The organism is Saccharopolyspora gloriosae, assembly GCF_014203325.1.
GTDB classification, from domain to species: domain Bacteria; phylum Actinomycetota; class Actinomycetes; order Mycobacteriales; family Pseudonocardiaceae; genus Saccharopolyspora_C; species Saccharopolyspora_C gloriosae.
On sequence record NZ_JACHIV010000001.1, the window covers coordinates 2,434,055 to 2,449,238 of the forward strand.

The window sequence follows — 15,184 nt, forward strand, 5'->3', positions numbered from 1 at the left end:
CGGATCGAGTGCGGCGTCCGCTGCCGGCGCCGAGGGCCGACCCGCTCCCGCGGTGTGGTCTTTTCCCCAGCGAATGGGGCCTAACGTCGGCGGCACGCCCATGATCGCTGCCCCGCCGCGGAGGACACATCCATGACCGTCGACGAGCTGCCGCTGCTGAAGTCCGAAGGGTCCGTGGTCGGCAGGCTGAGCCCGCTGATGCGGCAGCTGCGCGAACGCGGCCCCGTCGTCAAGGTGCGCACCCGCGCCGGTGATGAGGCGTGGCTGGTGACCCGGCTCGCCGAGCTCAAGCAACTGCTCAAGGACCGCCGCATCGGCCGCTCCCACCCCGACCCGGAGAACCGGCCCCGCTACCTCGACAGCCCGCTGCTGGACACCCTGGTGCGCAGCGACGATCCGGAGGTGGCGCGCGAGATCCACGTGAAGACCCGCGCCGCGCTCACCCCCCACTTCTCCGCGAAGCGGATGGTCGCGCTGCGGGAGCGGGTCGCCGCGCGCGTCGCCGCGCACCTGGACCGGATCACGGCGTCCGCGCCGCCGGTGGACCTGCACGCGGAGCTGTCGCTGCCGCTGTCGTTCGAAGTGCTCTGCGATCTGCTCGGCGTCGCCGAGCACGACCGGTTCATGGCGATGCTGGCCGGGGCCGGACGGCTCGACGAGTCGGAGAAGGTGGCCGTCGGAGCCCAAGAGCTGTTCGCCTACCTGCAGGAACTGGTCGAGGAGAAGCGCCGCGAACCGGACGAGCACCTCATCTCCGCGCTGTGCGAGGCGGAGATCGACGACGGCACGGTGTGCGAACTGATCTCCACGATCAGCTTCTCGTACCTGGTGACGCCGACGAACCTCAGCGCGGGCATCGCCCTGTTCGCCTCGCACCCCGAGCAGCGCGAACGCGTCGTGCGCGACCCCGGCCTGCTGGAGACCGCCGTCGAGGAGGTGCTGCGGCTGAGCAAGGTCGACGAGTCCTTCCAGCCCCGCTACGCCGGCGAGGACATCGAGATCGGCGGTGTCGTCATCAAGGCCGGTGACCTGGTGCTGTGCGACCACTACTCGCCGTCGTTCGACGACCGCGTCTTCGACGACCCGGAGACCTTCGACGTCGGCCGCAGCCCCAACCCGCACTTGGCGTTCAGCCACGGCCTGTCGCACTGCATCGGTGCCCCCCTCGCGCGCATCGAACTCCAAGAGGTCTACGGAGCGCTCCTGCGCCGCCTGCCCGACCTCACCCTCGCCGTCCCGATCGAAAAGGTCGGCATGCCCACCGATTCCGAAGACGACGAACAAATGGGCAACGGAATCGCAAGACTCCCCGTCACCTGGTGACGTCTGTGTCTTGTCAGCGACGAAGTCGCTGAGCAGCGACCACGCACGCAGCCGGAACACCCGCGGGTTCTCAGTGGCTTCCTCGCGAGGACGGCCTTTTCCCTCGTGGCGGAGCCACTCGGGAAAAAAGATCCCGCAGCGAGGAAGCAACTGAGGTTCCGCCACCCGACCACCTATGCAGGCCGCCCACCCCTGCTCACGGCGAGGAACATCACCTTGATGGAGTAGTGGGATGTCCGGTTAGGGTGCTCGGGAGCCTGTCGCGCCCGTGAGGGCAGGGAATCCGGTCGGAAGCCGGAGCTGACGCGCAGCGGTAGGGGCGATGGGCGAGGACGGCCACGGCCGGAACCACTGGACCTCCCGGTCCGGGAAGGGGCCTCGCCCGGTGAGCCCGAGCCCGAAGACCTGGCCGGCTCCCCGGACCGCAGGCGGTTCCGGGTCGCAGCCTGCCGGACTCCGCGCCTGGGTCCGGGGTGAGGAACCTCGTGCCATGCCGTTCTCGCAAGCCCGCTCGTTACGCCTCGGGCTGGTGGCGCTGGCCGCCGCTGTGCTGGTCTCGTGCGCCGCGCCCGCCGACGACACCATCCGCGGCGAGGCCGCGACGACGGTGCGCAACTGCGACACCGACGTCACCGTCGAAGCGCCGCCGCGGCGCGCGGTGTCGCTGAACCAGTCCACGACCGAGATCATGCTGGCCTTGGGGCTGGCGGATCGGATGGTGGGCACCGCGACCTGGACCGACCCGGTCGATCCGGCGCTGGCGGAGGCGAACTCGCGGGTGCCGCGGCTGGCCGACAACAACCCGTCGTTCGAGTCGGTGCTGGGCACCGAACCGGACTTCGTGCTCGGCGCCTACAAGGCCGTGTTCACCGATGAGGGGGTCGCCGACCGCGAGCGGTTCGGTGAGCTGGGCGTGCCGACGTACCTGTCGCCGAGCAACTGCTTCCCGGAGGAGGCGCCGCTGCCGAAACCGGTGGAGCTCGACGACATCTACCGCGAGGTGCAGGAGATCGCCGACCTGTTCGGCGTCCCCGAACGTGGTCACGCGCTCACCGAGCAGCTGCGCGGCCGGGTCGCGGCGGCGCAGCGGAAGGTCGCCGGGCTCGACTCCCGCGCCGAGACCTCGGTGCTGTTCTGGTTCGCCCGCACCGAATCGCCGTACATGGCGGGTTCCACCGGATCACCCGCGGTCATGACCCGCGCGCTGGGCGTGCGCAACGCCTACGCGGACATCAGCTCGATGTGGCCGCAGGTGTCCTGGGAGGACGTCCTCGCGCGCGACCCGGACCTGCTGGTGCTCGGCGACCTCACCCGCGACGGCGAAGGCGACGGGCTGGCGGCGAAGACCCGGTTCCTGCACGAGGATCCGGCGGTGTCCCGGCTCGCGGCGGTGCGAGACGGGCACCTGATGGGCATGACGGGCACCGAGCTCAACGTCAGCATGCGCACCGTGCGGGGCATCGAACGGCTCGCGGATCGGCTCGTCGAGATGGACCGGCAGCGGTGACGGCAGCGCCGTCAGCGGGGAGACTGCCGCCGGTCGCGATCGTGCTCGCCGGGATTCCGGCGCTGCTGCTGTCGATCGCGGTCGCGGTCACGCTCGGGCCGGCGCACCTCACCGTCGGCGACGTCGGCAGCGTGGTCGCCGATCGGCTGGGCCTGCTCGACACCGACGTCTCCCGCATCGGTCAGGGCATCGTGTGGCAGCTGCGGCTGCCGCGGGCGCTGCTGGCCGCGATCTGCGGAGCCGGGCTCGGCGTGTGCGGGGCGGTGCTGCAATCGCTGCTGCGCAACCCGCTCGCCGATCCGTTCCTGCTCGGCGTGTCCGCCGGAGCGTCCACCGGCGCGGTGTCGGTCGTGGTGCTCGGGCTCGGCGCGGGTGCGATCGGGCTCACCGCGGGCGCGTTCGCCGGGGCGCTGGTGGCGTTCGCGCTGGTGATGCTGCTCGCCTCGGTCGCGGGTGGGGCGGCCGGGCACACGGTGCTCGCCGGGGTCGCTGGCACCCAGCTGTTCTCCGCGCTCACCTCCTACATCGTGATCACCTCGGCGGACGCGGAGCAGACCCGCGGGGTGCTGTTCTGGTTGCTGGGGTCGTTGTCCGGCGCGCGGTGGAACGACGTCGCGATCTCCGCGGCGGTGTGCGCGGTGTGCCTGGTGCTGTGCCTGTCGCGGGCGGGGGCGCTGGACGCGTTCGCGTTCGGGCAGGACGCCGCGGCCTCCCTCGGCGTCCGGGTGGCACGGTTGCGGGCGGTGCTGCTGGTGGCGACCGCGCTGCTGGCCGCGACGCTGGTGGCCGCCGCCGGTGCGATCGGTTTCGTCGGGCTGGTGCTGCCGCAGGCCGCGCGGCTGCTCGTGGGTCCGCGCCACCGCGCGCTGCTGCCGGTGACCGCCGTGCTCGGCGCGGTGCTGCTGGTGTGGGTGGACGTGCTGGCCACGACCATCGCCGCCCCGCAGGAAGTGCCCGTCGGCGTCGTCACCGCGCTCGTCGGCGTGCCCGCGTTCGCCGTGCTGCTGGCCAAGCGGGGGAGGGTGTCGTGAGCCTGTCCGCGCACGACGTGTCCTGGTCCGCCGGAGGCGCGCTGATCCTCGACGGGGTGGGCCTGCGCGTCGACGAGGGCCGCACGGTGGGCCTGCTCGGGCCGAACGGGTCCGGGAAGTCCTCGCTGCTGCGGCTGCTGGCCGGACTGCGGCGACCGAGCTCCGGGGCCGTCGAGATCGGCGGGCGCGCGGCGCCGCAGTGGCCCCGGCGCGACCTGGCTCGCCGGGTGGCGGTGGTGGAGCAGCAGGTGGGCACCGACGTCGATCTCACCGTGACCGAGGTGGTCGCCCTCGGCCGCACCCCGCACCGCAACGGCTGGGGCGGCGCGAACCCGGCCGACGCGGAGATCATCCGGCGGGTGCTGGCGCAGACCGGGCTCGACGCGCTCGCGAACCGGCGCTGGCACAGCCTTTCCGGTGGGGAACGGCAACGCGCGCAGATCGCGCGGGCCTTGGCGCAGGAACCGGCGGAACTGATCCTCGACGAGCCGACGAACCACCTCGACATCGCCCACCAGCTGGAACTGCTCGCGCTGGTGCGGCGACTGCCGGTGACCAGCGTGATCGCCCTGCACGACCTGAACCTGGCGGGGATGTTCTGCGACGAACTCGCGGTGCTCTCCGGCGGTCGGGTGGTGGCCACCGGAACCCCGGCGGAGGTGCTGACCGAGCAGCTCGTGGCCGACGTGTACGGCGTGCGGTGCTCGGTGTCCATTGTGGATGGAAATCCGCACGTGCGATTCCGCGCCGGGTGAAAATCGGCGTTCTGTCGGGTTCGAGCTCGAATTGATCACCGTGCGTGTCGTCGAGCTCGACTCCGTTGGTTCGATCGGACGACCCGAACGTGCGCCCATGCGGGTTTTTCGTGAATGTGCGGCGAAAAGGACCCACCGCCTTCGCGCGCGTCGTGACTCGCGCTAACGTGGCTCCGCGGAATTCGCTGATTTCCGGACGCGTTTCGCCGTTTCGAACTCGACAACAGGGGGTCGACGTGGACCTGGAGATCTCGCTGACCGGGGACGATGCGGCGGACGACTTGCGCGCACTGCGGACGTGGCTGGCCGAGGAGCCGGAGCTGCGAGGGCGCGTGCAGCTCGTCGAACGTCCTCCCGAACCAGGTCATCTCGGCACCGTTCCGACGTTGATCCTGGTGGCGCTGGGAACCGGGGCGACGACGTCCGGAGTCGTCACCGCCGTGAGCACGTGGTTGCAGCACCGGGCCGCCGAGGTCGCCTGCACCGTCACCAGGACCGCCGACGGCACCGGTGGCACGTTGTCCGCCGGGCAGCTGCGAGCAGCGGACCTGACCGCTCGCGGGCGGCTCGCGAACGAACTGTCCACGGCGCTCGCCGCGACCACGTCCGATGCGTCGCGCCTGGAGGGATGATCCGGCGATGGCCGAGTTGCGCTCGCCGGGTAGCAGGGTGGTCCTGGTCGGCACGCAGAGCTGCGCGAACGACGTCGCGGCGCCGCCGGTTCCCGCTGTCGAGTCCACTATGGACGATCTGGCGGGCGTGCTGGCGAAGCGGTGCGGGGTGCGTTCGGAGCAGATCATTCGGATCTTGGATTCGGCCGATCCGATGCGGATGGGGCTCGCGGTGGCGGAAGCGGCGGATCAGGCGACGGATGTGCTGCTCGTGCACTACGTGGGGCACGGGTTCGTCAGCGCCGACGGTGAGCTGTACTTGGCGACGAAGGCGACGGACCCCGAGTCGTACCGGCTGGAGCACAGTTCCGTCGCGTACTCCTCGATCCGGCGGAGCCTGCTCAACAGCCGGGCCCGCGCGATCGTCGTGGTGCTGGACTGCTGCTTCTCCGGCCGCGCGATCGGCACGCTCAGCTCGCAGGACCCGATCGATCTCGCAGATGTGCACGGTGGGTACGTGCTGACTTCGGCGGCGCGTGATCAGGTCGCGCTGGCGCCTCCCGGGGCCCGGCACACCGCGTTCACCGGTGAGCTGATCCGGCTGCTCGACCGCGGCGATCCCACCGGTCCGGCGCTGCTGAGCATGCGCGACGTCTTCCGGAGTTTGGACCGGGAGCTGCACCGGCGCGGACTGCCCCGGCCCCGCCAGCGCGGCAGCGAACGCATCGACGACCTGGTGCTGGCCGCGAATGCCGCGCACTCCGCGACCACCGTCCCGCCGCGAACGGCTCCACTGCCTCCTGCGCCGCCGAAGCGGAGTGCTTCCAGGAAGCGGGGTGCTCTCGGGAAGCGGGGTGCTCTCAGGTGGCCTGCCGTGCCTGGAAGACGATTGCTCGTTGCTCTCCTGGCGACTGGAGCGGCGCTTGCGGTGGCGGTGCAGTTCGGGTCCTCCGATCCGGTCTCGCCCACGCCACCGCCGAGCGGATGCGCGAGCCGGTCCGCTCCGGCCGACTGCGACGCCCCCGCGCCGTCGACCGCTCTTGACAGCCAGGGCAGGTTCGTGACGCTGCACCAGGATGCGGCGGGCGTCGTCCGGTACCAGCAGCGGCCTGACGGTTCGCTGGCTCAACCGGAGGAGCTCGGGGACGCGGTCGCCCACGGTGCCGTCATCCTGCCGGATTCCAACGAAAAACTGATCGCGTTCGGGGTCGACGAGAGCGGCAAGCTGGAGTACAACCTGGCGATCGGCGGTGATGTCCGTGCCGCGAAGGGCAACTGGCGGCAGTTGGCGCACGTCGGCGATGCGCGCGGAAGACCTGCGGCGGCCAAGGACGGCACGGGGAAGATCACGGTGTTCTTCCGGGACGCCGGCGACGAGCTCTGGAGCATCAGTCAACTCGAAGCCGGGGAGGACAAGTGGGGCGGCGCCGTCCTGATGGGCGACAAGAACTCGGCCGCGCCGATCTTCGGGGACCCCGAGGTGCACATCGACCGCAACGGCACGCTGCGGGTCTTCGCGTTGGACAAGGAGACCAGGACTCTTCGCGCCTGGGCGCAGAAGCCCGGCCAGAGCTTCAAGGAGAATCCGCAGAACCCGTTCCGCGACAGGCCGCTCAAGGCGGCGCCGACGGTGGCTCTGCAAGGGGACGGGCGGATGCACTTGTTCGCCCTGGACGAATCCGGAGCGCTGTGGCAGACCATAGAGGGCGCCCCCAACAGCTGGCCGGCGAGCTCGAACCCCGTTCCAGGGCTCGAAGGCGTCCACACGGGCTCGCCGGTGGCGGCGACGAACGCCGACGGCGGCGTGACGGTGTTCGCCCAGCTCGCGGAGAAGCCCGGCCGCGTGGTCTACGCCTCCGGCGGCGGCCCGGTGCCGGGAACGCTGGAACGACCCATGGACGTCCTGTGGTCCGTCACGCCGGACGAGTCGGGCCGGTTGACGGTGCACGGGGAGAAGGACGGCGCCATGGTCGCGGACGTGCTGTGATCACGTGAACGCGCGTCCGCGGCGGCTGCGGTGCACCGCCCGTGGCCGGACCCGTGTCCACTGTGGATGAACATCGGAGCGTGCGGCTCCGAGCCTGGCAGTCGGGGTCGGTCGACCGTTGATTTCGAAATGCGCGGAGATACCGTATCTCCGGTGTTGAGGTATCTCAACCGGATTCGCAATGCTCGATCGTCCGAATCAATCCGCATTCTTGCGGAGTGCTCGCGAAATGATGGCAGAATGAGCCACGTCGCCCTCGTGGGGATCGCGTCGCGCGCTAACGTGTCGCCGTAGCTTTCGAAATGCGCCACGAGTCTCGTCGCATCGAACTCGAAAATAGGGGGTTCCTGTGAATTTGGAAATTTCCATCACCGGTGTCGATGCGTCGGGGAAATTACGTGCACTGCGGACGTTTGCCGGCACGGTGAATCCCGGTACTCCACGGCTGGAGGGGCGCGTCGATGACTGAGTTGAAATCACCGGGTAGCAGGGTGGTCCTGGTCGGCACGCAGGCCTGCGCGAACGACGCCGCGCCGCCGGTTCCCGCCGTCGAATCCACCATGGAAGATCTGGCTCACGTCCTGCGGAACCGGTGCGGGGTGCGTTCGGAGCAGATCATTCGGATCTTGGATTCGGCGGATCCGATGCGGATGGGGCTCGCTGTCGCGGAAGCGGCGGATCAGGCGACGGATGTGCTGCTCGTGCACTACGTGGGGCACGGGTTCGTCAGCGCTGACGGTGAGCTGTACTTGGCGACCAGGGCGACCGACCCGAACGCCAACCGGCTGGAGCACAGCTCCGTGCCCTTCACGACGATCCGGCGGAGCCTGCTCAAGAGCCGGGCCCGTGCGATCGTCGTGGTTCTGGACTGCTGCTTCTCGGGCCGTGCGATCGGCACGCTCAGCTCGCAGGACCCGATCGACCTGGCCGACGTGCACGGCGGGTACATCCTGACCTCCGCTGCTCGTGATCAGGTCGCCCTCGCGCCTCCTGGAGCGCCGCACACCGCGTTCACCGGTGAGCTGATCCGGCTGCTCGACCGCGGCGACCCCACCGGCCCGGCGCAGCTGAGCATGCGCGACGTCTACCGCGGTCTGGACCGGGAGCTGCACCGGCGCGGACTGCCCCGGCCCCGCCAGCGCGGCAGCGAACGCATCGACGACCTGGTGCTCGCCCCCAACGCCGCGCACACCTCGGCTCCCGCGCTGCTGCCCGCGAGTCCGGCGGAGCGGGCCGTGATCCGTCAGCGGAAGCGGATGTTCGCCGTCCTGGCGGCGACCGCAGCCGTGCTGGTGGCGGCCGTCGCGACTCCGGCGCTGTGGTCCGGGGACGGGCCTGAATCGCAAGGTCGACCGGATCCGCCGTCTGCTTCGGGCCTTTCCTTGCCCGTGCCCACGAACCCGACGGGCACGGAGGCGTCCGCCTCGCCCGAACCTCCGCCGTCGAGCCCGATGCCTTGCGTGGAGCGCGCCGACGAAGCCGGATGTGATTTTCCAGCCGGCTCCACGGCCCGGGGCGCCGACGGAAGCCTGGTCACAGTGCAGCGAGCCGGGACCGACGTCCACCGATACCGGCAGCAGGCGAACGGCTCGTGGGCCGGGCCGGAGAACATCGGCGGCGGGGTCAGCGAGGTCCCCGTCATCGTGCCGGATGCCAACGGAAGGATGGTGGCGTTCGCGGTCAACAAGGATGGCAAGTTGCGGTACAACCTGTCGGCCGGTGGTGCCGTGCGAGCCGCGAAGAGCGCCTGGAGAACAATGGGGAAGGTCGACAACGTGCAAGGGCGGCCGGCGGCGATCCAGAACTCGGACGGAAAGCTCGAAGTGTTCTTCCGCGGCAAAGCGAACACGCTGTGGCACATCACCCAGCGGAATCCCGGCGAGGACCGGTGGGTCGGTCCGGAACCGATGCACGGCGCGGGGGATGAGATTCCGTCGATCTTCGGAGACCCGAAGGTCCACATCGACCAATACGGATACCTGCGGGTCTTCGCGTTGGACCTGGAGACGAAGCGACTTCGCACCTGGGCGCAGCACGGAAGCGAAAAGGACCAGTGGGGCGAGCATTCGGATCAGCCGTTCGGCGACAAGCCGCTGGCGGCTCCGCCTACGGTGACGCTGGGAGGTGACGGGCTGCTGCATCTGTTCGCATTGGACGAACTCGGCGTGTTGTGGCAGGTCAGCGAGAAGTCCGAGGCTCCCAATACCTGGCCTGGGCGCTGGCTCCCCGTCCCCGGTTTCAACGGTGTCTACACTGGACAGCCGATGTCGGCGACGAACGAAGCCGGTGAGGTCTTCGTGTTCGTCCGGCCGAAGGAGCCGGCGGACCGGGTGGCCTACGCGTCCCTCGATCGCGCAGAGCCGGACGGGCGGAATCCCCTCATGCTGAATCGGCACATGAACGTGCTGTGGTCGGTCACGCCCGACCGGAACGACCGTCTGGTGGTGCAAGGAGAGCTCAACGGCGAGCCGGTCGCCGACTCGCCGTGATGGTTCGGGAAGCGAATCCCGTGCTGTTCCGAGTTGCGGGTCCTTCCGGAATGACCTGTGTAGCTGGTCGCTCAGCGGCTCCGCCACTGACAAGGCAACGATCGCAAGATCATTCCGAAAGGACCCCTCGGAACGGAGCAACGGGGGTGTCACTCCGGTAGTGCGTAGGCCCCGGCGGCGATGTCCTCAAGGAGGGTCGGGCCCGTGGGCGTCCAGTCCAGCAGCTCCCGCGTGCGCTCGTTCGTCGCGTCGGCGTCCATGCCGAAGAAGCCGCCGATCCAGCCGAAGTGGGCCTCGGCGTCCTCAGGGGCGACCGAGATCGCGGGCACGCCGAGCTGTTCGCCGATCGCGCCCGCGATGTCGCGGGAGGGGATTCCGCCCTCGGCGACCGCGTGCAGCCGCGAGCCCGCCGGGGCCTTCTCCAGGCCGAGCCGGACCATGCGCGCGGCGTCGGCGCGGTGCACCGCGGGCCAGCGGGTCGAGCCGTCGCCGATGTAGCCGGCCGCGCCGCGCTCCTTCGCGATCTTCGTCAGCACGGAGGTGAAGCCGGGGTCGCCCATGCCGTGCACGGTCGCGGAGAACCGCAGCGCAACGGCGCGGACACCGCGGTCGGCGTAGGACAGCGCGAGGTTCTCGCTGCCACCGCGAGCCGCGTCGGCGCCGTGCTGCGGCAGGACGTCGTCCTCGGTCAACGGCCGGTCCAGGTCGCCCTTCATGAGGCCGGAGGCGAGCAGGAACGGCCGGTCCCCGCCCATCGCCTCCAGCATCCGCTGGACGGCGGTGCGCTCGCTGCGGCCAGCCCCGGCGTAGTCGGAGAAGTCGTGCTTGAAGGCGAGGTGGATGACGCCGTCGGCCTTCGCGGCGGCCGCGGCCAAGCCGTCCGGGTCGTCGAGATCGCCGCGGTGGGTGGCGGCGCCCTTGGCTTCCAGGGCCGCGGCCGAGGCGTCGGAGCGGGCCAGGCCGGTGACCTCGTAGCCGTGGGCGAGCAGCTCGTCGGTGACGGCCGAGCCGATCCAGCCGGAGGCGCCGGTGATGAAGACGCGCAACGCGATCTCCCTTGTTCGTTATGTCAGTTGCTGACATCAACGGTAGCAGCCGATGGCAGCGGCTGTCATCGCTACTCTTCTGGGCATGGCTCGATGGGAACCGGACGCGCAAGGGCGGATGATCCGCGCCGCCTTGGAGCTCTTCGCCGAGCGCGGCTTCGAGCAGACCACCGCTGGCGATATCGCCGCCCGCGCCGGCGTCACCGAGCGGACCTTCTTCCGGCACTTCGCCGACAAGCGCGAAGTCCTCTTCGACGGCTCCGGGACCATGCAGCGGACCGCCCACGACGCGATCCTCGCCGCGCCGGAGGAGCTGTCCCCGCTGGACGCGGCGTTGGCCGGCGCGGTCGCGGGCGGCGAGCTGCTGCGGGACCGCCGGGACCGCACCGTGCGGCGCTCCGCGATCATCGCGGCGAACCCGAGCCTGCAGGAACGCGAACTGCTCAAGCTCGCCTCGATGACGGACGCGACGATCCGGGCGCTGCACGAGCGCGGGGTCGACGAACCCACCGCGAGCCTCGCCGCGCACAGCGCGGTGACGGTCTTCCAGGTCGCGTTCGCGCGCTGGATCTCCGACGACCGGCCCGGTTTCGCCGACTGCGTCGCCGACGCGGCGGCGGCGCTGCGCGCTCTGGAGTGACCGCGCCGCCACGGCTCGCGTAGGTTCGACGATGATCGACCAGCGCTAGGAGGACGACCGTGGAGACGTTGCGGGACAAGGTCGCGGTGATCACCGGAGCGGCGAGCGGGATCGGCCGGGCCACCGCGTGGTCCCTGGTCGACCGGGGCGCGCGGGTCGTGATCGCCGACATCGACGCGGCGGGCGCCGAGCAGGTGGCCGGTGAGATCGCGGCGGCGGGCGGGTCCGCGCTCGCGGTGCCTTGTGACGTGGCGGCGGAGGGCGCGTTCGAGGCGCTGCGGGACTCCACTGCGGACGCGTTCGGCCGGGTCGACGTGGTGATGAACAACGCCGGAGTGCTGACCAGGGGGCTTCCCGAGCACATCCCGGTCGCGGAGTGGCAGCGGGTGCTCGACGTCAACCTGATGTCGGTGGTGCGCAGCAATTCCGCGTTCCTGCCGCTGCTGGTGGAGCAGGGCTCGGGGCACCTGGTGAACACCGCGTCGTTCGCCGGGCTGTTCACCTACTCCTACGACCGGTTGCCCTACGCGGCCTCGAAGGCGGCGCTGATCCAGCTCTCCGAAGGGCTCGCGCTGTACCTGCGACCGCAGGGCATCGGCGTCACCGTGCTGTGCCCCGGACCGGTGGTGACCGGTATCGCCGGGTCGATCCGCTCGTTCGGTCCGGAGACCACGACGCGCGGGCCCGGCCCGGAATTCGAGGCGCTGCAACCGGAACAGGTCGGCGAGCAGGTGGCGGAGGCGATCCTCGCGAACCGCTTCATGCTGCAGACCGACGACAACGTCCGCCCCCACCTGCGCAACCGAGCCGACAACTGGGACGCCTACCTCAACGACCGCATCACCGCCCTGGACGGATGAGGATCGTTGGTCTTGGCCTGCGCAGGAGTCGGGTGGCGGAACCTCAGCGGTTTCCTCGCTGCGGGATCATTTTTCCCAATGGCTCCGCCACGAGGGAAAAGCCGTCCTCGCGAGGAAACCGCTGAGGTTCCGCACCCGGACTCCTGCGCAGGCCGTTCCGAACGGGGCCTGCGTCAGGTCACTTGGGGTCGAGCACGAAGACCGGGATGTGGCGGTCGGTCTTCTCCTGGTACTCGGCGTAGGACGGGAAGGCGGCTACGGCGCGCTCCCACCACTCGGCGCGTTCGGCACCCTCGACCTCGCGGGCGACGTAGTCCTTGGTCGTGGCGCCGTCCTGGAGCGGGAACTCGGGGTGGGCCTTGATGTTGTAGTACCAGGTGGGGTGCTCCGGCGCACCGCCCTTGGAGGCGACGACCGCGTAGCTGCCGTTGTGCTCGACCCGCATCACGGGGGTGTGGCGCAGCTTCCCGGTCCGGGCGCCGCGCAACGTGAGCAGCACGATCGGTGAGCCCTTGATGTCCAAGCCCTCGGTGGTCCCGGTCTCGCGGATCTTCTTCGTCTGGTCCTGAACCCAGTCGGTCGGGCTCAATTCCACTGCTTCGTCGCTGTTGCCCACTCGCTGCTCCTTGTGCGGTCGGTTCGAGAACCTCGATCGCGATGCCGGCGCACGACCGAGGCTGAAACGTTCAACGTCGCACGCGCAGTGCTATTCCCGCGGTGCACAGGAACACTGCCGCCTCGTAGGCCATGGCGTGCCCGAAGGACTGCCCGGCCGTGAAGTACGTCGCACCGGCCAGCGCCACGCCGAGCGAACCGCCGAGCTGCTGGGCTGTCGGCAGCAATCCTGCGGCCGAGCCCGCCGCCGCGGGCTCCACTCCGGACAGCACCAGGGTGAATGCCGAGGCGGTGAACACCCCGAACGCGGCCCCGGCAGGCACCAGCAGCGCGAGGGTCGCCCAGGTCGAGGAGATTCCGAGGATGAGCGCTGAGGCCGCCGCGGCGAACAACGCCGCCGCCACGGCGAGCAACCGGGGACCGAAGCGGGCGGCGAGCCGGGGAGCGACCCGGCTGCCCGCGATCGCCGCGATCGGATAGGGCGCGTTGAGCAGCCCGGCCGCCAGTGCGCTGTGGCCAGCGGAGATTTGCAAGTGCATCAGCAGCAGGTAGTTGAATGAGGGGAGGCCTGCGTTGAACATCAGCACCAGCAGGATCCCGGTGCGGGTAGTGGGGTCGCGCAGCACGCTCGGGTGCAGCAGGGGATCGCGGGCGCGGCGCTGAGTCAGGGCGAACGCGCCGAGGACCGTCCCGGAAACCGCGAAGCAGGCCCACGTCGACCAGGGCGCGAGATCCCGGCCGAGCGCGACCGGCAGGATCAGCGACCCGAGTCCCGTCGTGGCCAGTACGGCGCCCAGCCAGTCGACGGTGACTCCTGCGGCGGTCCGGCCACGAGGCAGCAGGCGGCTTCCGGCCAGCGCTAGCAGGCCGACCGGGACGTTCACCAGGAAGACGAGCCGCCACCCGAACTCGTGCGGGGCGGCGGCGAGCAGCACGCCGCCCAGCGCCGGACCGATGAGCGAGGCGATGCCCATCGTCGCGGTGAGCAGGCCCAGCGCGTGCGGACGGCGCGCGACGGGCACCTCGGATTGGAGGATCGACAGGACTTGCGGCCCCATCAGCCCGCTGCCCACGCCTTGCACGAGCCGCGCGAGCACCAGCAGCTCACCGGTGGGGGCGGCCGCGCAGGTCGCCGACGCGAGGACGAACAGCACTACACCGGTGGTGAACAGGCGCCGATATCCGTATCGGTCGCCCAGCCGCCCCGCCGGGACCAGCGTGCAAGCGTAGGTGAGCGTGTACCCGGCCAGCACCAGTTGCGCGGCTCCCGGCCCGATTCGCAGGTCGCGTTGGATGGCGGGGAGTCCGACCTGAGCGATCGTGACGTCGAGCAGCTGCATGAACGTCGCGGTGAGCACGATCGGCAGCACCAGCCGGTTCGCGAGCCCTGGCCGGGCCGCGGTGGCTTCGCCGCTACCTGTGGAGATCACTCGGCGGCCCGCGGGCGGCGCAGCACCGACATCAGCGCGGCGGCCAGGTCGTCCGGACGGGCGGCGAACGGGGTGTGCCCGCCCGGCAGCGTGCTGACCGCGAAGGGGTGCTCGGGCATGGCCGCGTCGGCTTCGGCGATCATCAGGTCCTGCGTGGCGGGAGCGAGGGCCCGGTCCGATGCGCAGCGCACGAAGGCGCGCGGCACGGCTCCCCAGCGGTCGGCGGTCACGGTGACCGCGGTGGTCGGAATCGCGATCGGCAGGTCCGGGCTCAACGCGTGCCGCCAGCGGGTGAACGCGGCCGCCGGGGTGTCGCTGTAGTGGGTGCGGCGCAGTTCCTCGACGTAGTCGGGGTCGGTGGACAGCGGGTTGATCCGCATCGCGCCGAGGGCCTCGGAATCGCCGATGTACAGGCTCGCGCCGAGCGCGTCGGCGTTCTCCGGTGCGGTGATGTAGTCGGCGAACCGGGGCCGACCGGCCGGGACGAACGCCGACAAGTAGACCTGCAGGTCCACCAGTTCCGGCGCGAGTTCCGCCGCGAGCGAGGCCGGGCCGCCACCCGCGCTGTGCGAGACGAGCACCACCTGCGAATGCCGGCGCGCACCGCGCAGCACCGCGACGATCGCGGCCGCGGCCTCGTCCATCGTCATGCCGGCCAGCGCGGACTTCTCGGTGTCCAGTCCGGGCTGGCCGGGTTCGGCGTAACCGCTCGGCAGCGGCGCGTCGAAGCCGTGTCCGGGCAGGTCGACGGCGACGCTCGCGGCGCCGCGAGCGGTGAGGGCGCGCTGCGCGGCCGCCCATTGCGCGGACGAGTGCCAAGCTCCGTGCACGAGCACGAACACGGCGTCCACTGTGGATGAATCAGTCATGGTGCTGCTCTTCCTGCTGGG

At 70.6% G+C, this 15,184-nt stretch carries 13 protein-coding genes and 1 riboswitch; of the genes, 9 read left to right on the plus strand and 4 right to left on the minus strand.

Going from position 1 to position 15,184, the window contains the following annotated elements:
- Positions 1 to 132: 132 nt before the first annotated feature.
- From BJ969_RS10795 to BJ969_RS10825, 7 genes are all read left to right on the plus strand, one after another.
- Complete coding sequence (locus BJ969_RS10795) at positions 133 to 1,323, plus strand: cytochrome P450 (RefSeq protein WP_184478811.1); 1,191 nt, start codon at positions 133 to 135, stop codon at positions 1,321 to 1,323.
- A 276-nt stretch (positions 1,324 to 1,599) separates the two neighbouring features.
- A riboswitch (cobalamin riboswitch) is annotated at positions 1,600 to 1,730 on the plus strand.
- Positions 1,731 to 1,813: 83 nt separating this feature from the next.
- Positions 1,814 to 2,830, plus strand: a complete 1,017-nt coding sequence (locus BJ969_RS10800; protein WP_221315774.1) for an ABC transporter substrate-binding protein — start codon at positions 1,814 to 1,816, stop codon at positions 2,828 to 2,830.
- Positions 2,827 to 3,861 (plus strand): FecCD family ABC transporter permease, encoded by a 1,035-nt coding sequence (locus BJ969_RS10805; protein ID WP_343071332.1) that lies wholly within the window; start codon positions 2,827 to 2,829, stop codon positions 3,859 to 3,861. Before BJ969_RS10800 ends, BJ969_RS10805 begins: the two co-directional genes overlap by 4 nt.
- Positions 3,858 to 4,616: an ATP-binding cassette domain-containing protein gene (locus BJ969_RS10810; protein ID WP_184478812.1), complete on the plus strand. Its 759-nt coding sequence runs from the start codon at positions 3,858 to 3,860 to the stop codon at positions 4,614 to 4,616. The genes BJ969_RS10805 and BJ969_RS10810 overlap by 4 nt, the downstream gene beginning before the upstream one ends.
- 236 nt (positions 4,617 to 4,852) lie before the next feature.
- Positions 4,853 to 5,248, plus strand: a complete 396-nt coding sequence (locus tag BJ969_RS10815) for an effector-associated constant component EACC1 (protein ID WP_184478813.1) — start codon at positions 4,853 to 4,855, stop codon at positions 5,246 to 5,248.
- A gap of 7 nt (positions 5,249 to 5,255) precedes the next feature.
- On the plus strand, positions 5,256 to 7,214 hold the full coding sequence (locus BJ969_RS10820; RefSeq protein WP_184478814.1) for a caspase, EACC1-associated type: 1,959 nt from the start codon (positions 5,256 to 5,258) through the stop codon (positions 7,212 to 7,214).
- A gap of 461 nt (positions 7,215 to 7,675) precedes the next feature.
- Positions 7,676 to 9,703, plus strand: a complete 2,028-nt coding sequence (locus BJ969_RS10825; RefSeq protein WP_184478815.1) for a caspase, EACC1-associated type — start codon at positions 7,676 to 7,678, stop codon at positions 9,701 to 9,703.
- Positions 9,704 to 9,852: 149 nt separating this feature from the next.
- Here BJ969_RS10825 and BJ969_RS10830 read toward each other — a convergent pair whose 3' ends face one another.
- A complete protein-coding gene (locus BJ969_RS10830; protein ID WP_184478816.1) occupies positions 9,853 to 10,749 on the minus strand; it encodes an SDR family oxidoreductase in 897 nt (298 codons plus the stop codon).
- An 85-nt stretch (positions 10,750 to 10,834) separates the two neighbouring features.
- Between BJ969_RS10830 and BJ969_RS10835 the strand changes: the two genes are divergently transcribed.
- On the plus strand, positions 10,835 to 11,389 hold the full coding sequence (locus BJ969_RS10835; protein ID WP_184478817.1) for a TetR family transcriptional regulator: 555 nt from the start codon (positions 10,835 to 10,837) through the stop codon (positions 11,387 to 11,389).
- Positions 11,390 to 11,448: 59 nt separating this feature from the next.
- Positions 11,449 to 12,249: an SDR family NAD(P)-dependent oxidoreductase gene (locus BJ969_RS10840; RefSeq protein WP_184478818.1), complete on the plus strand. Its 801-nt coding sequence runs from the start codon at positions 11,449 to 11,451 to the stop codon at positions 12,247 to 12,249.
- Positions 12,250 to 12,427: 178 nt separating this feature from the next.
- On the opposite strand, the gene BJ969_RS10845 is transcribed toward BJ969_RS10840, so the two are convergent.
- From BJ969_RS10845 to BJ969_RS10855, 3 genes are all read right to left on the minus strand, one after another.
- Positions 12,428 to 12,865, minus strand: coding sequence for a nitroreductase/quinone reductase family protein (locus tag BJ969_RS10845; protein ID WP_184478819.1), 438 nt, complete (start codon positions 12,863 to 12,865; stop codon positions 12,428 to 12,430).
- 70 nt (positions 12,866 to 12,935) lie between these two features.
- The gene (locus BJ969_RS10850; RefSeq protein ID WP_221315775.1) at positions 12,936 to 14,294 is read right to left on the minus strand and encodes an MFS transporter; all 1,359 of its coding nucleotides are present in this window, start codon (positions 14,292 to 14,294) and stop codon (positions 12,936 to 12,938) included.
- The gene (locus BJ969_RS10855; RefSeq protein ID WP_184478820.1) at positions 14,291 to 15,163 is read right to left on the minus strand and encodes an alpha/beta hydrolase; all 873 of its coding nucleotides are present in this window, start codon (positions 15,161 to 15,163) and stop codon (positions 14,291 to 14,293) included. Before BJ969_RS10855 ends, BJ969_RS10850 begins: the two co-directional genes overlap by 4 nt.
- Positions 15,164 to 15,184: the final 21 nt, after the last annotated feature.